Source organism: Dactylosporangium sp. NPDC049140, assembly GCF_040648435.1.
This window is the reverse complement of record NZ_JBEZDS010000013.1, coordinates 1-15273: the sequence shown is the minus strand read 5'-3', so window position 1 is coordinate 15273 and position 15273 is coordinate 1. Positions and strand designations below refer to the sequence as shown.

Below are 15273 nucleotides of genomic sequence, written 5' to 3'. Positions count from 1 at the left end.
TGCGGCCGCAGCATCCGAGAAATCAGAAGATTTCGATCGAGTACGGGGCGACGGGCCAGCCGAACGCGGTGCTCGCGGCGGCCACGGCGCCCGGGCGGCGCTCGTCGATGCGGCCCGCGAGGTGCAACGCGCCCAGGCGGGTGCCGCCCAGGTAGGCCGCGCCGAGCTCGGTGATGCCGAGCGTGAAGTCGGGCTCGCCGTCGGCGGGCGTGCAGGTGACGAGCGCCCCGCCCGCGCCCGCGCGCAGCCGCCAGCGGCCCGCGTTGCCCGGGACCAGCGCGTCGGTGACTTCGAAGACGACGTCGAGCGGGGCGGCGTACCGGCGCGCCGTGAGGGCCCGCGGCACGTCGATGATGCGCAGCCAGAGCCCGTCGCCCGCCTTGGCGCCGAGCTGGCGCGGCTCGTCGACCAGGTGGAAGAGCGGGTCGTCGGCGCTGGTGCAGCCCTGCACGAGGGTGCGGGCGAGGTCGATGCGCAGCAGGAAGCGGTAGATCTCGGCGTAGGCCGCGGGCGTGCCGGCGACCACCTCGATGACGTTGACCTCCTGCTTCGGGCCGTTGTCGTCCCAGCCCGGGCCGATGCGGAAGCGCGCGAAGCCCTCCACCACCCCGTCCGCGTTCTCGTACAGCACCGCGCGCGCCTTGGTGCCGCCGCCGCGCTCGCGCTCCGGGTCGGCGGTCAGGTGCCGCCACCAGGTCTCGTCGCGGCTCGACCAGCCGGGCTTGCCGGGAAGCACGCGCGAGTACACCTCGGAAAGCTCTTTGACGAGCTCCGCCGGGTTGCCCGAGCGCAACGTCCCGGGCGCCGGCCGGGCCGTGACCTTGAGGTCCCGGCGATCGGCGCGCATGGTGACGTTCTGGGCGGCGAGGCCGTATCCGAACCGCGGGTAGATGCGTCCCTCGGAGGCCCACAGCACCGCCACGGCCTCGGGCGCGGCCGTCAGCTGGGCCGCCATCAGGCGGCTGAGGAGCCCCTGGCGGGTGTGCACCGCGGAGACCGACACGCCGGTGACGTGGGCCGCCGGGATCACCGCGCCCGGCACCGCCAGGTCGCGGGTGAACGCGCCCGCGACCGCCACGACCTGCCCGTCCTGCTCGGCGACGTGGGTGCGGCCGGCCTCGAAGACGGAGCGGTACGTTCCCTCGGGTTTGTACTCGCCGGTCGCGCCGAACGCCTCGCGGCGCACGCGCGCGATCGCCTCGAGGTCGGCTTCCGTCGCGGTGCGCAGGACATAGTCGCTCATCGGTTGTGTCTACCTCGTGACCTCCGGTCGGCGCGACCGATTTGCGCGCTCGTTACTCTCGAAACCGTATGGGGGCGGCAACACGAATGCTGGGGGGAGCGACACGATGACGCAGGGTGCGTTGCTGGACCTCGTCTGCGGTCCGGCGAGCCCTTTGGCCGAGACGTTCCAGCGGTACCGTCTGGTGGCCCACCTGGGCTCCGGCGGTCAGGCTGACGTGTACCGCGCGGTGCGCGTCGCCGGCGGGGTGACCTCGGCGCCGATGACCGTGAAGGTGTTCCGGGTCGACCCGCAACGCCCGATCGCCGACGAGCTGCGCTCGTGGGACAAGGGCGACGCCGTACTCATGGATCTCAACAACCGCGGGGTGCCCGGCATCTGCCGGCGCGCCGACGGCTTCTACGGGCCGCCGCCCCACCGCCCGGGGGAGCGCCCGGCCCCGGGCGACGCCGTTCCCTACCAGGTGTACGACTACCTGCACGGCGTCAACCTGCGCGAATACGTGGTGCAGCGCTCCGGGTCGGCCGCCGCCGGCCGCCGGCTCAACGCCGTCGTGGCCCTGAAGACCCTGGCCGTGGTCCTGCAGCACCTGCACAACCCGCAGGAGTCCGGGGCGACGCCGGTGCTGCACATGGACGTGAAGCCGTCCAACCTGATGGTGCTGGCCACCGGCGAGGTGCGCCTGATCGACTTCACCGGGGCGCGGTACTTCCGCGAGGAGGAGATCACCCAGATCGCCTACACCCCGGAGTCGGGCGGCCCGGAGGCGTTCGGCGGGGTGAAGTACGTCGGACCGGCGTACGACGTGCACGGCTTCGGCGCGGTCGCGTACTTCATGGTCACCGGCGCCTACCCGCGCGTCGACGGCCGCAGCGACCAGGGCGGCCCGCCGGACGCGTCGCCGCCGCCGTGGAGCGTGCTGCGCCGCCACCCGCTGCTCGAGCGCCTGCCGGCCCTGCGCGACCACCTGCACCTGCCGCTGGCCGACCGGCCGTCGGACCGCCCGCAGACCCGCGACCTGCAGTCGTGGCTCGCGCACCTGGCCGACCTCGTACGCCGCTCCGGCCTGCCGGACGTGGGCTGCGACTGGCACGAGGCCGAGCCGGGCGAGACGGGCCGGGTCGTCGGACGGGCACGGCCTTCCGTCAGCGGTACCGAGACCGACGCCTACCAGCGCATCGAGCGCCTCGAGCGCGAGCTCGTCGCGCTGCGCACGGGGGCCGCCCCGCCGACCGCGTTCCAGCAGGAAGTACCGCCGGTCCCCGCACCCCCCGTGTCGGGTGCGCCGGTCTCCAGTGGAGGTGTCGCCGTGAATGCCGACGGAGTGCCGCAGATGCGCGGCCGGGCCAAGGTCGTCCCGCGCCCCGCGCCGGAGCCGACGGGCATTATGGACATCGAGCCGGAAGAGCAGCGGCCGCGGTACTCCCCACCGCGCGGCGAGCGCGCCCGGCAGCTCAAGCTCGGGTGGGAGTACACCGGCACCGGCGCGATCATCGCGTTCATCTGCTGGGGCCTGTGGGCGCTGGACAGCGAGGGCAGCCTCAACGGGCCGTTCATCGCGTTCCTCGTCGTGCTCGGCGTCGCGGTGGGCGTGTTCGCGCTGTCGCGGCTGCTGGGCCGCCTCGTCCTCGAGCAGCGCCTGGGCCGCCCGCGACGCAGCGCCCGCGGCGCCCACGCGATCACCGGCCTCTTCCTGGCCGCGGCGGGCATCGCGTACCTGCGTGAGGTCAGCGGGGTGGTATCCCTCTACCACTGGGTGAAGGACCTCATCGGGTGAGATTCTGGCGCCGGCGCAAGCCTCTGGAAGGGCTCGTCAACTTCCGCGACCTCGGCGGCCTGCCGGCGGAAGGCGGCACCGTGCGCCCCGGCGTACTCTTCCGCAGCGACTCCCTCGCCTACGCCACCCCCGCCGACGCCGACCGCCTGGTCCGCGACCTGCGCCTGTCCACCGTGATCGACCTGCGCGGCGAGTACGAGGTGTCGCAGCTGGGCCGCGGCCTGCTCTCGGGCGCGGCCGTCGAGTACTACCCGGCCCCCATCGCGGACGTCAGCGGGGCCGAGGACCTCGTCGGGCACTACGTCGCCATGCTCACCGAGAAGGGGCCGGTGCTGGCCGACACCGTGCGGCTGCTCTCGTGCGCCGGCACGCTGCCCGCGGTCTTCCACTGCGAGGCCGGGTGCGACCGGACCGGGGTGCTGGCGGCGGTGGTGCTCGGGCTGCTGGGGGTGCCGGAGGACGCTATTGCGGCGGACTATGCGGCTACGGCCAAGGCCATGCCGACGATTCATGAGCGGGTGGCGGTTGTCGTGGACCGGCTGGGGTTGCCGCCTCGGCCGGTGGTGTTGCCGGCTTGGGAGCCTGAGGCTGCGCTGATGGCTCGGATGCTTGATCTGGTGCGGGAGCAGTGGGGCGGGATGGAGGGGTGGGCTCGTTCTTACGGGCTTACGGCTGATGAGCTGGCCGCTCTGCGTCGGAATCTCATCTTGACGTCGTAGGCCGGTGCGATATCTCGGGGTGTATGTCGGCTGTGCATGCCCGGCACCAGTCGTCCATTGTTCAGACGGAAACGGCCATGCGGGTCTACGCGGGCACCGCGGCCGGCGCCACCGGGGTCGAGACCGGGCGTGCGTTCAGCAGGGCCGTGTAGTCCCGCTGGGCGGCGTCCAGCAGGGCCGCCCACGCGTCCGCGCCGACCGGCAGGCGTACCGGGCGCTGGTCCGACGCGATGTACCGCAGCACCTCGGCGGCGAAGGCCGTCGGCGGGCTCGCTACCGGGAGGGCCTTGAGCGCGCGCACGCCGGCACGGACGGGTTCGGTTACGCCGGCGTAGGCGGGTACGTGCTCGGCCGACTCGGTCAGGGACGCACCCCACTCGGTGGCGAACATGCCGGGCTCCAGCGCGGTCACGTGCACGCCGCTCCCGGCGAGCTCGAGCGCCAGGGTCGCCACGAGGCCCTCCAGGGCGAACTTCGCGACCGCGTACGCGCCCAGGCCCGGCATCGCCACGCGGCCCGCCATGGAGGAGACCATCACGATGTCGCCGAAGCCCTGGGCGCGCATGAGCGGCAGCACCATCCGGGTCAGGCGCCACGGTGCGACCAGGTTGACCGCCAGCTGGGCCTCCAGCTCGGCGTCGGTGACCTCCTCGACGGCGCCGAAGTGGCCGCTGCCGGCGTTGTTGACCAGTACGTCCACGCCGCCGTAGCGGGCCAGGGCCGCGTGTACGGCGTTGTGGCAGTCGTCGGGGTCGCGTACGTCGAGGACGCAGGTGGCAAGCGTTCGGGGGTACCGGTCCTGGAGGTCCTCGAGCGTCTCGGGGCGGCGGGCGGTGGCCAGCACCTGCTGCCCGGAAGCGGCGACCGCCTCCGCCAGTGCGCGTCCCAGGCCGGTGGAGCAACCGGTGATCAACCAGCGACGAGTCATGTTCGACATAGTGACTCTCAGTATCCGCCGACCGACAGTCGGAGCAACGTGAATGACAACCATTCAGCGCCGATTTTCCGTCGTTCGTGTCCGGCGGAAGGCGGCCGTACAGTTGGGCGGGTGCGCTCGCTGGCGGAGCTGATCTCCGACGACCGGTCCGCCTGGGCCGAGATCGAGGCGGCGGTGTCCGGCTCTCCGTACGCGGTTGAGCTGCTGCCCGCCGACCCCGACCGGGCCGCCGACTGCCTGCGGCGGCTCCAGGTTGCCACGAGCTCGTGGCTCGGTGCGCTGGTGTACGGCACCGGCGGCCTCATCCTCGACGACGGCTGGCTGCGCGTGCTCGGCTCCGGCCATCCGCGCCGCCGCCTGGCCGACATCCACGAGGTCAACGAGCGTTTCGAGCCCGCGGGGCTGGTCGTGGCCCAGGACATCCTCGGCGGCGAGTTCGTGTGGCGTCAGGGCGAGACCGACGGGCGGCCGACGATCCACTACTTCGCGCCCGACACCCTGCGCTGGGAAGATCTCACGCTCGGCTACACCGACTGGCTGTACGCGATGCTCGCCGGCGCCGCCGACCAGTTCTACCTCAGCTGGCGCTGGCCCGGCTGGCGCGACGAGGTCGCCGCCTGCCCGCTCGACGCCGGGATCAGCACCGCGCCGCCGCTGTTCGCCAAGGACGGCCGCGACCTCGACACCGTCGACCGCCGCCCGGTCTCCATGTCCGAGCTGCTCATCGTCAAGCACGACATGGCCGACCAGCTGGGCGCATGAGGCTGGCGCGCAACGACACCGGGGGAGACGGCCCGGCGATCGTCCTGCTGCACGGCGGCGGGAGCGGCCGCGGCACCTGGGACGCCTTCACCCGCGAGCTCACCGGCTGGCGGGTCGTCGCCCCCGACCTGCGCGGGCACGGGGACAGCCCGCGCTGCGCGGAGTACACCCTGGATGATCACGCCGACGACGTGGGCGGGCTGCTGGACGAGCTCGGCCTCGACGCGCCGGTGCTGCTCGGCCACAGCCTGGGCGCCTTCGCGGCGGCGACGGTCGCGCGGCGCCACCCGGACCGGGTCGGCCGCCTCGTGCTCGAGGACCCGCCGGCGCCGCCCCGCGACGGGGTCCGGGCCGGGGGCTACTCGCGCGCCCGGCTGGCGCTGTCGGCCGTGGCGGGCGGGTTGTCCCGGCGCCGCTTCGACCGCAATGCGCTGATGTCGGCCGTCCACGGGCTCCGGGAGCCCAATCCGTCCTGGTGGGCCGGCTTGGAAAAGATCCAGGCGCCGGCATTGGTACTGTCGGGAGGCCCCCGAAGCCACATCCCGCCCGCCCGCGTCGCGTCGGTGGCCGCGGCGATCCCGGGCGCCGAGCTGGTCACGATTCCGGTGGGGCACCGCATCCACAGCACCGCCGGGCCCGAGTTCGCGGCCGCGGTCAAAGAATTCCTGGGCTGACGGTCCGGATGCGGGCGGCGGCTCCGACGTAGCCCGCGAAGGCACCGAACCGAAGGGGCACGATCGTGAAGTACATCATCCTCAGCTATGCCTCCCAGCGCGACTACGACGCCATGGCGGGCAAGGCCGGCGAGTCACTCTGGAAGCCGGCGGACTTCGCGGCGATGGGCGAGTTCATGGCGACGTTCACCGCGGAGCTCGAGGCGAGCGGCGAGCTCGTCGAGACCCGCGCGCTGGACGCGCCGGTGCACACGCGGCGGATCGGGGGCGCGACGGGGCTGGTCACCGACGGGCCGTACGCGGAGACGCAGGAGGTCCTCGCCGGCTACTGGATCGTCGAGTGCGACAGCTTCGACCGCGCCACCCAGATCGCCCTGCGCTTCCGCGAGTGCCCGGCGCCGCCCGAGGTGGCCGCGACCGCGTACGCCGACGTGCGCCCGATTGTCGAACACGCCGCCGACGCGGGCTTCTGACGTGGCCGCCGCCGGCGCGGGTCTCTGATGCGGCGCACCGCGCTCGAGGATCTGCTGCGCACGCTGGCGCCGCAGGTCCTCGGCGCGGTGGTACGCCGCTACGGGCACTTCGGCACCGCCGAGGACGCCGTCCAGGAGGCCCTGCTCGCCGCCGCGCGCCAGTGGCCGGACGACCCGCCCGCCGACCCGCGGGCCTGGCTCATCGCGGTCGCCGCGCGCCGTCTCACCGACCTGCTGCGCGCCGAGCAGGCCCGCCGGCGCCGGGAGGCGGCGGTGTTCCGACTGGCTCATGAGGTACACCCGGAAATTGCGCAGACCGACGACTCGCTGGTGCTGCTGTTCATGTGCTGCCACCCCGCGCTCAAGCCCGACGCGCAGGTGGCGCTCACCCTGCGGGCGATCGGTGGCCTCAGCACCGCGGAGGTGGCGCGCGCGTTCCTCGTCCCGGAGGAGACGATGGCCCGCCGGATCGGCCGCGCCAAGCAACGGGTCAAGGCCAGCGGCCTGCCGTTCGCCCTGCCGCCCCCGGCGGACCGGCAAGAGCGTTTGGCGGTGGTACTGCATGTGCTGTACCTGATCTTCAACGAGGGCTACGCGGCCACCCGTGGCGACGCCCTGCACCGCCCCGACCTGGCCGCCGAGGCCATCCGCCTGACCCGCCTGGTCCACCGCCTGCTCCCCGGCGACCGGGAGACGGCCGGCCTGCTCGCCCTGATGCTGCTGACGGACGCGCGCCGCGAGGCGCGGACCGCGCCCGACGGCTCGCTGGTGCCGATGGCCGAGCAGGACCGCACCCGGTGGAACGCGGAGCAGATCGCCGAGGGCATCGCCCTGATCACCGCGACCCTCCCGCGCGGCGTGCCCGGCGCATACCAGCTGCAGGCCGCGATCGCCGCGGTGCACGACGAGGCCCCGAGCGCCCCGGAGACGGACTGGCCGCAGATCGTCGCCTTGTACGAGCTGCTCATGCGCCGCGCCCCCGGCCCGATGGTGGCCCTGAACCACGCGGTCGCGGTGGCCATGGCCCGCGGCCCGGCGGCCGGCCTGCCCCTGCTGGACGACCTGCCCGAGCTGGAGGGCGACCACCGCCTGCACGCCGTGCGCGCGCACCTGCTGGAGATGTCCGGCGACCTCCCGGCCGCAAGCGAGTCCTACCGGCGAGCGGCGTCCCTGGCCGGCGCGCTGCCCCCGCGCCAGTACCTCTTCGGCCGACTGGCCCACATTAGCACTGATGTTCGACTAGTCTCGTCGATCATGACGACCTGCGCCGCGACGAAGACCACGACCACCGCAACGGGCGAGCTGGAGGTCCGCTGCACCAAGCCCGCCGGCCACGAGGGCCCGCACGAGGTCAAGCTGGGCGCCTTCCCCATTCGGTGGCATTAGTACTAATCTGTGCGAAGGCGGCTCGCAACCCCTGTATCCCGGAAGGGTCAGCCGCCGCCGTGGAGCCGAAGTACGCCGAGATCATGACCGTCCTGCAGGACCGCATCGACCGCGGAATCCTGGCCGTGGGCGATCTCCTGCCGAGCGAGGCCCAGCTCACCCGCGAGTTCGGAACGTCCCGCTCCACCGTCGTACGCGCCCTGCGGCAGCTGCGCCAGCAGGGCTGGGTCCGCGGCGTGCAGGGCAAGGGCCGCATCGTCCTGGGCCGCCCGGTGGCGACCCTGTCGACCTTGCCGCGCCGCGTGCAGTACCTCCTGCAGGCCGACCGCCACGCCGAGTGCCTGGGCGCCCGCCGCATGCTGGCCCCGCCGCGCATGTCGGTGCTCCTGAACCTGCCCCCGGGCGACACCGTGTTCGCCGCGCGCTACCGGGTGACCCGCCTGGACGCGACCCCGCTGGCCCTGACGACGGTCTTCACGCCGTTCGGCCTGGACAGGTCCCGGGGCCTGCTGGACCAGCTCGAGAACTGCCACGGCCGCCGCCCGCACCACGTGATCGAGCGCCTGGGCGCCCGCCTGTCGACAACGGCGGAGACGACGGCACTGTCGTTACCCCACCGCCGCAGCGTGGCCGTGTCGTTGATGACGGTGCACGACGCGGCGGGCGAGGCCTTCCTGGGCGTGGACGCGGTACTGTCCCGCGAGGCGTCCGAACTGAACGAGACGTACGACATCTGATCCACCGTGCAGCGTTCGTCCTGCCCCGGCGCCGGGGTTATTTTTTTGCCCTTGCTATTGCCGGAGCTGTACACGCCCGGCGAGGCCCGCATTCAGGCGGTCTGGCTGGAGCCTCGTGTTGCCGGCCCGCCGGCCGCGCGTCTCCGGTCACGCGGAGGTGGGCTGTTCGGCCATGTGTTCGACAGTACTCACGGCGGCGTCGGGCGGACTGTCGCCGCTGTTCGCGTCCGCTCGGAGGAATCGGCCCGCAAGATCTGGGGTTCTGGGCGTGTGGATCGGGTGCTCATGGGGACCGTCGCAGGCACGTGGGGTACACCCGACGCTGCGTGAGCCAGAGGGCCTTTTGGCTGCTGGACGGGCCCGGCGCCGCTTTTGAGGGGGTCTGGGTGGAGCGAAGCTCCCCCAGGAAAGGTGAATCCAGAGCGGGCGATGAGAATCGAACTCACACCGTCAGTTTGGAAGACTGAAGCTCTGCCATTGAGCTACGCCCGCGTGCGCCCCGTCCACCGGGGTGCGCTCACCAGCCTACCGAATCATCCGTCCGAGCGTCGGGGGCGGGGGGTCCACGGTGTGCGACACCGGTATACCGAGCGGCGACGTCTCCGGCGGAGCGCATACACTTGCCGACGCACACCACCGGGGTGTAGCGCAGTTTGGTAGCGCACTCGCTTTGGGAGCGAGGGGCCGTGGGTTCAAATCCCGCCACCCCGACCGGGAACAACGAAGTAGCGCAGCTGTCAGTCCACAGCCGTAGTAACGAGGGAGAAAGTTCTGTGAAGAGCACCGTCGAGACCCTGAGCCCGACTCGCGTGCGGCTCGAAATCGAGGTGCCGTTCGCCGAGCTGGAGCCGAGTCTCAAGAAGGCGTACCGCGAGATCGGCTCACAGGTCAACATCCCCGGGTTCCGTCGGGGCAAGGTGCCCACGGCGGTCATCGACCAGCGGGTGGGGCGCGGGGCGGTGCTGAACGAGGCCGTGCAGGAGGTCATCCCGACCCAGATCCTGGCCGCGGTGCGCGAGCACGAGGTGAAGACGCTCGGCCGGCCCGAGGTGGAGATCACCGAGTTCGCCGATGGGCAGCCGTTGAAGTTCACGGCCGAGGTCGACGTGCGGCCGGAGATCAACCTGCCGGACCTGGGCGAGATCACCGTCACGGTCGACGCGCTCGCGGTGTCCGAGGATGACGTCGACGAGCAGCTCAAGGGGCTGCGCGACCGGTTCGCCACGCTCAAGACGGTGGAGCGGACCGCGCTCGTCGGTGACTACGTGCAGATCGATCTGGTCGCGACCGTCGACGGCGAAGAGGTGCCCGGCGGCAGCGCGACGAACGTGTCGCACGAGGTCGGCTCCGGCCAGCTCGTGCCGGGCCTCGACGACGTGCTCGTGGGCATGGGCGCCGGCGACTCGACGACGTTCACCACGCAGCTGGTGGGCGGGGAGTTCGAGGGCCGCGACGCCGAGGTGTCGGTTTCCGTGAAGTCGGTCAAGGACAAGCAGCTGCCCGAGGTCGATGACGAGTTCGCGCAGCTCGCGAGCGAGTTCGACACCCTCGAGGAGCTCAAGGACGACCTGCGCACCCGGCTCACCCGGGTGAAGCGGATGGAGCAGCTTTACTCCGCGCGTGACCTCGCCCTCAAGGCGGTCATCGACGCGACCGAGGTACCCGCGCCCGAGGGTGTGGTGAAGGACGAGGTCGAGTCGCGCAAGGAGTCGATGAACGACCAGCTCCAGCGGATCGGGGCCTCGTTCGACGACTACCTGCAGACCGAGGGTAAGTCCGAGGAGGAGATGGACGCCGAGCTCAACGAGGCGGCCGTCGAGGGCGTGAAGGTGCAGCTGGTGCTCGACACCCTGGCCGACGCCGAGGACGTACAGGTCAGCGACGACGAGTTCGGGCACGAGATCGTGCACCGGGCGCAGCGGGCGGGCCTCGGCCCCCAGCAGTACTACGACCAGCTGGTCCAGGCCGGCGTGGCCGGAGCGGTCTTCGGCGACGTGCGCCGCGGCAAGGCCCTGGGGATCGTGCTCGAGCGGGTGAAGATCGTCGACAGCGAGGGGACCCCCCTGAGCCTCGAGGACCTCCGCGGCGCGGTCGACGAGCACGAAGGTCACGATCACGGGGATCACGAGGGTCACAACCACTAACGTTGTAGGCCGGGGCAAAAACCCCGGCCTTCACCACGGTGCGCTCATAGCGAAATGCGGTGAGCACGGGAAGCTGAGGCTCCTTGCACCGGTTAGGGTCGGCAAGTACAAGACTCTTGCGAAGGGCTGCCATGACCGACCTGCATATTCCAGCGTCGCCAGTCAGTCCCGCGCCCCACGGGCGCGGTCGGGGCGCGGACACGAGCCTGACGCTCGACGACTCGGTTTTCAACCGGCTGCTCAAGGAACGCATCATCTTCCTTGGCAGCGAGGTCAACGATCAGGTCGCCAACCGGATCTGTGCCCAGATGCTGCTGCTCGCAGCTGAGGACGATGAGCGGGACATCTGGCTGTACATCAACTCGCCCGGTGGCTCCGTCTACTCGGGCATGGCGATCTACGACATCATGCAGTTCGTCACCAACGACGTGGCGACTGTGGCGATGGGCATGGCCGCCTCGATGGGCCAGCTCCTGCTGTGCGCGGGGGCGCCGGGCAAGCGCATGGCGCTGCCGCACGCGCGGATCATGATGCACCAGCCGTCCGGTGGCATCGGGGGCACGGCCTCCGACATCGCCATCCAGGCCGAGCAGATGCTCTACACGAAGCGCATGTTCCAGGAGCGCGTGTCGTTCCACACCGGTCAGTCGCTCGAGCAGATCGAGTCCGACTCCGACCGTGACCGCTGGTTCACCGCCGAAGAGGCGCGGGACTACGGCTTCATCGACAAGGTGATCACCGGGGCCCAGCAGGCTCCGGAAGGCGCCGGAACTCTGGCCTGAGGAGCGAAGCCATGACCGATCTGAGCCTGCCCCCGGCGCTGCGCGAGGTGCACAACCGTTACATCCTGCCGTCGTACGTCGAGCGGACGTCCTACGGCATCAAGGAGACCAACCCGTACAACAAGCTGTTCGAGGACCGGATCATCTTCCTCGGCGTGCAGATCGACGACGCGTCGGCCAACGACGTGATGGCGCAGCTGCTGACGCTGGAGAGCACGGAGCCGGACCGGGACATCACGCTGTACATCAACTCGCCCGGCGGCTCGTTCACGGCCATGACGGCGATCTACGACACCATGCTGTACGTCCGGCCCGACATCCTCACGGTGTGCCTGGGCCAGGCCGCGAGCGCGGCCGCGGTGCTGCTGGCGGCGGGTACGCCCGGCAAGCGTCTCGCGCTGCCCCACTCGCGCATCATCATCCACCAGCCGGCCACCGAGGGCGGCTACGGGCAGGGCTCGGACATCGAGATCCAGGCCCGGGAGATCATGCGCATGCGGACCCAGCTCGAGGACATGGTGTCGCGGCACAGCGGCCAGCCGGTCGAGAAGGTCCGCAAGGACATCGACCGCGACAAGATCCTCACGGCGGACGAGGCCAAGGAGTACGGCCTGGTCGACAACGTGCTGGTCAGCCGGAAGAAGTCCAGCCTCGTGGCGTCGGGCAGCTGACGACTCGCGTGCAACACCCCATCGGCTCGCCCTAACCTGGAGGTTGGGCGGGCCGATGGGGTCTCCGACGGGTGGCGTCGGGAGGCCGGCCAAAAAGACACCCCCGCGTAGGGGGTCGGAATACGGGCGACCACCAGGTAACGTCGAGGCAGTAGCCAGCGTGGGTGCGCACCAGGCCCGCAGGCGAGCAGATGCGATCCGGACGTCGGGTCCGGCCGAAGGCAGGGAGATCGTAGGTGGCACGGATCGGCGACGGCGGCGACCTACTGAAATGCTCCTTCTGCGGCAAGTCGCAGAAGCAGGTGAAGAAGCTGATCGCCGGCCCAGGCGTTTACATCTGCGACGAGTGCATTGATCTCTGCAATGAGATCATCGAGGAAGAGCTGGCGGAGTCGGGCGACGTCAAGTTCGACGAGCTGCCCAAGCCGATGGAGATCTGCGCCTTCCTCGACCAGTACGTCGTCGGGCAGGACCAGGCCAAGAAGGCGCTCGCGGTGGCGGTCTACAACCACTACAAGCGGGTGCAGGCGGAGTCGGGCGGCAGCTCGGGCGGCGACGGCGTCGAGCTGGCGAAGTCCAACATCCTGCTCATCGGCCCCACGGGCTGCGGGAAGACACACCTGGCCCAGACGCTCGCGCGGATGCTCAACGTGCCGTTCGCGATCGCCGACGCCACGGCGCTCACCGAGGCCGGCTACGTGGGCGAGGACGTCGAGAACATCCTCCTCAAGCTCATCCAGGCCGCGGACTACGACATCCGCCGCGCCGAGACCGGCATCGTGTACATCGACGAGGTCGACAAGATCGCGCGCAAGTCGGAGAACCCGTCGATCACGCGGGACGTCTCCGGCGAGGGTGTCCAGCAGGCGCTGCTGAAGATCATCGAGGGTACGGTCGCGAACGTGCCGCCCCAGGGCGGCCGCAAGCACCCGCACCAGGAGTTCATCCAGATCGACACGTCAAACGTGCTGTTCATCTGCGGCGGGGCCTTCGCCGGCCTCGACCGGATCGTGCAGCAGCGGGTCGGCAAGGGCGGCACCGGCTTCGGGGCCAACCTCCGCTCGATCACCGACCGGACGGCCGACGACTCGTTCGGCGACGTCATGCCGGAGGACATGCTCAAGTTCGGCCTGATCCCCGAGTTCATCGGGCGCCTGCCGGTCATCACGAGCGTGAAGAGCCTCGACCGCGACGCGCTGGTGAAGATCCTGACCGAGCCACGGAATGCGCTCGTGCGGCAGTACCAGCGGCTGTTCGAGCTGGACGGCGTGGAGCTCGAGTTCGACGCCGAGGCCCTCGAGTCGATCGCCGATCAGGCCATCCTGCGCGGCACCGGCGCCCGCGGACTGCGGGCCATCATGGAGGAGGTTCTGCTCTCCGTGATGTACGAGGTGCCGAGCAACCCCAACATCGCCCGGGTGCTCATCACCCGCGAGGTGGTGCTGGAGAAGGTCATCCCGACGATCGTGCCGCGGGACCTGGCCGCGCATCGGGTCGGCCGGCGACGGGCGGACCGCGAGGAGAAGTCGGCGTAGCCTGGCGTCTATGCGCGTAGCGGTATGTCAGCTCAATGCCCGCGACGACCGGGCTGAGAACCTCAAGGCGGCCCGTACGCTGCTCCAGCGGGCATCCGATGGGGGAGCGGATCTAGCGGTCCTCCCGGAGTACGTGGACTACCTCGGGCGGGCGCATTCGGCGCCCGCGCCGGAGTCCGTCGACGGGGAGTTCGGGACGTTCTTCGCCGACGCCGCGCGCGAGCTCGGGATGTGGGTTCACGCCGGCTCGTTCCACGAGACCGGACCCGATGACGAGCACACGTACAACACAACGCTCGTCTTCGATCGATCGGGCGCCCTCGCCGCGACCTATCGAAAGATCCACCTCTATGACGTCGAGATCCCCGGCCGCGTCTCCTACCAGGAGTCCACGACGGTCGCGCCCGGAGGGTCGACGAGCATCGTCGATGTCGAGCGGGTCCGACTAGGCCTGTCGATCTGTTACGACCTGCGTTTTCCCGAGTTGTACCGTCAACTGGCGATCGACGGCGCCACGGTGCTCGTGGTGCCGGCCGCGTTCATGCTCCACACCGGACGGGACCATTGGGAGGTCCTGCTCCGCGCGCGAGCCATCGAGAACCAGTGTTACGTGCTCGCGTCCGGGCAGATCGGCAACCACGATCCGGACCGCACCTGTTTCGGGCGGAGCATGGTCGTGGATCCGTGGGGGACGGTCGTCGCCCAGGCGCCGGACGTCGTCGGGGTGACCTTCGCCGAGCTCGACCTCGAGCGCCTCGCGGACATCCGCGAAACGTTGCCGAGCCTCGCCAATCGTCGGCTGTAGTGCCGATTTGACTCGGGCCGCACCCGGTCCGTAAGGTTCTCCAAGTCCGAGGGGATGGGCGGAAACGCCCGGTTCGTCGGATTGGTACCACTGGGCGGTGCGGGAAGCGATTTGCGAACGCGAAGCCGACCGGGTAAGGTACTCCAGCCGGTAGGGAACCGGGCGAGCTTGCAAGAGCTGGCCGGCCTGCCGAAACCCCGAGCAGATCTGGCGCCGGAAACGGCGCGGATGAACTGTGCGGGGGAAACGCTCCAGACGGTCAACAAAGCGAAAAACGCGGAGTTGACAGAACGGAACGAGCTGGTAAGGTAGTAAAGCCGGTAGCGAGCCGGGCGGGCCAAGCGAGCGACAAGCTCCCAAGTGCCGGCCGGTGCGGCCGGATCTTCCGAAACAAGATCACCGGGAACGGTGGCCTTGCTATGCTCGGAAAAACCGCTCGAAGTCTTAGAGTTCGGACACGGACTTGACAACGGCGAGCGACCTGGTAAAGTAGAGAAGTTGCCCCGGATGCGGCGAGCGAGCGATCGCGGACCCGGCGGTGTGTGTTGGTTGTTTGAGAACTCAACAGGGTGCTTGTTAAGCCAGTGCCAATTGAAATTTACCCCGTGGCATGGGCGCGCTTCTTTGG

General features: G+C 70.5%; 14 protein-coding genes and 2 tRNA genes. 13 read left to right on the top strand and 3 right to left on the bottom strand.

Features of this window, described 5'->3' with window-relative positions; genetic code table 11:
- Window positions 1-22 precede the first annotated feature (22 nt).
- The gene (locus tag AB0B76_RS22155) at window positions 23-1243 is read right to left on the bottom strand and encodes a GNAT family N-acetyltransferase (RefSeq protein WP_360378066.1); all 1221 of its coding nucleotides are present in this window, start codon (window positions 1241-1243) and stop codon (window positions 23-25) included.
- Between the two features lie 106 nt (window positions 1244-1349).
- Here AB0B76_RS22155 and AB0B76_RS22150 point away from each other — a divergent pair, with 106 nt between their 5' ends.
- Both AB0B76_RS22150 and AB0B76_RS22145 read left to right on the top strand, forming a co-directional pair.
- Window positions 1350-3020, top strand: a complete 1671-nt coding sequence (locus AB0B76_RS22150; RefSeq protein WP_360378064.1) for a hypothetical protein — start codon at window positions 1350-1352, stop codon at window positions 3018-3020.
- Window positions 3017-3739, top strand: a complete 723-nt coding sequence (locus AB0B76_RS22145) for a tyrosine-protein phosphatase (protein WP_360378062.1) — start codon at window positions 3017-3019, stop codon at window positions 3737-3739. The genes AB0B76_RS22150 and AB0B76_RS22145 overlap by 4 nt, the downstream gene beginning before the upstream one ends.
- An 85-nt stretch (window positions 3740-3824) precedes the next feature.
- On the opposite strand, the gene AB0B76_RS22140 is transcribed toward AB0B76_RS22145, so the two are convergent.
- Window positions 3825-4667, bottom strand: a complete 843-nt coding sequence (locus AB0B76_RS22140; protein ID WP_360378059.1) for an SDR family oxidoreductase — start codon at window positions 4665-4667, stop codon at window positions 3825-3827.
- Window positions 4668-4787: 120 nt separating this feature from the next.
- Here AB0B76_RS22140 and AB0B76_RS22135 point away from each other — a divergent pair, with 120 nt between their 5' ends.
- The 5 genes from AB0B76_RS22135 (at window position 4788) to AB0B76_RS22115 (ending at window position 8708) form a co-directional block, all read left to right on the top strand.
- Window positions 4788-5438, top strand: a complete 651-nt coding sequence (locus tag AB0B76_RS22135; protein ID WP_360378056.1) for a DUF2625 family protein — start codon at window positions 4788-4790, stop codon at window positions 5436-5438.
- Window positions 5435-6112: an alpha/beta hydrolase gene (locus tag AB0B76_RS22130; protein ID WP_360378054.1), complete on the top strand. Its 678-nt coding sequence runs from the start codon at window positions 5435-5437 to the stop codon at window positions 6110-6112. The genes AB0B76_RS22135 and AB0B76_RS22130 overlap by 4 nt, the downstream gene beginning before the upstream one ends.
- Before the next feature lie 65 nt (window positions 6113-6177).
- Entirely contained in the window at window positions 6178-6585 is a 408-nt protein-coding gene (locus tag AB0B76_RS22125) for a YciI family protein (protein ID WP_360378051.1), read from the top strand.
- Window positions 6586-6612: 27 nt separating this feature from the next.
- Window positions 6613-7971 (top strand): sigma-70 family RNA polymerase sigma factor, encoded by a 1359-nt coding sequence (locus tag AB0B76_RS22120; protein ID WP_360378049.1) that lies wholly within the window; start codon window positions 6613-6615, stop codon window positions 7969-7971.
- 59 nt (window positions 7972-8030) lie between these two features.
- Window positions 8031-8708, top strand: coding sequence for a GntR family transcriptional regulator (locus AB0B76_RS22115; protein WP_360378047.1), 678 nt, complete (start codon window positions 8031-8033; stop codon window positions 8706-8708).
- Window positions 8709-9129: 421 nt separating this feature from the next.
- Here AB0B76_RS22115 and AB0B76_RS22110 read toward each other — a convergent pair.
- Window positions 9130-9200, bottom strand: a tRNA-Gly gene (locus tag AB0B76_RS22110).
- Between the two features lie 145 nt (window positions 9201-9345).
- Between AB0B76_RS22110 and AB0B76_RS22105 the strand changes: the two genes are divergently transcribed.
- The 6 genes from AB0B76_RS22105 (at window position 9346) to AB0B76_RS22080 (ending at window position 14645) form a co-directional block, all read left to right on the top strand.
- Window positions 9346-9419 (top strand) — tRNA-Pro (locus AB0B76_RS22105).
- A gap of 62 nt (window positions 9420-9481) precedes the next feature.
- Entirely contained in the window at window positions 9482-10852 is a 1371-nt protein-coding gene (tig, locus tag AB0B76_RS22100) for a trigger factor (RefSeq protein WP_360378045.1), read from the top strand.
- 131 nt (window positions 10853-10983) lie between these two features.
- Window positions 10984-11634, top strand: a complete 651-nt coding sequence (locus tag AB0B76_RS22095; RefSeq protein WP_360378043.1) for an ATP-dependent Clp protease proteolytic subunit — start codon at window positions 10984-10986, stop codon at window positions 11632-11634.
- Between the two features lie 11 nt (window positions 11635-11645).
- Window positions 11646-12305: an ATP-dependent Clp protease proteolytic subunit gene (locus AB0B76_RS22090; RefSeq protein WP_360378040.1), complete on the top strand. Its 660-nt coding sequence runs from the start codon at window positions 11646-11648 to the stop codon at window positions 12303-12305.
- Between the two features lie 236 nt (window positions 12306-12541).
- Window positions 12542-13840: an ATP-dependent Clp protease ATP-binding subunit ClpX gene (gene clpX / locus AB0B76_RS22085; RefSeq protein ID WP_360378037.1), complete on the top strand. Its 1299-nt coding sequence runs from the start codon at window positions 12542-12544 to the stop codon at window positions 13838-13840.
- Between the two features lie 10 nt (window positions 13841-13850).
- Complete coding sequence (locus AB0B76_RS22080; protein WP_360378034.1) at window positions 13851-14645, top strand: carbon-nitrogen hydrolase family protein; 795 nt, start codon at window positions 13851-13853, stop codon at window positions 14643-14645.
- Window positions 14646-15273 lie beyond the last annotated feature (628 nt).

Bases quoted from the DNA above. Each gene is read 5' to 3' on its own strand.
- AB0B76_RS22155 (WP_360378066.1), bottom strand. From the start codon at position 1,243: ATGAGCGACTATGTCCTGCGCACCGCGACGGAAGCCGACCTCGAGGCG.
- AB0B76_RS22150 (WP_360378064.1), top strand. From the start codon at position 1,350: ATGACGCAGGGTGCGTTGCTGGACCTCGTCTGCGGTCCGGCGAGCCCT.
- AB0B76_RS22140 (WP_360378059.1), bottom strand. From the start codon at position 4,667: ATGACTCGTCGCTGGTTGATCACCGGTTGCTCCACCGGCCTGGGACGC.
- AB0B76_RS22130 (WP_360378054.1), top strand. From the start codon at position 5,435: ATGAGGCTGGCGCGCAACGACACCGGGGGAGACGGCCCGGCGATCGTC.
- AB0B76_RS22120 (WP_360378049.1), top strand. From the start codon at position 6,613: ATGCGGCGCACCGCGCTCGAGGATCTGCTGCGCACGCTGGCGCCGCAG.
- AB0B76_RS22095 (WP_360378043.1), top strand. From the start codon at position 10,984: ATGACCGACCTGCATATTCCAGCGTCGCCAGTCAGTCCCGCGCCCCAC.
- AB0B76_RS22090 (WP_360378040.1), top strand. From the start codon at position 11,646: ATGACCGATCTGAGCCTGCCCCCGGCGCTGCGCGAGGTGCACAACCGT.
- AB0B76_RS22080 (WP_360378034.1), top strand. From the start codon at position 13,851: ATGCGCGTAGCGGTATGTCAGCTCAATGCCCGCGACGACCGGGCTGAG.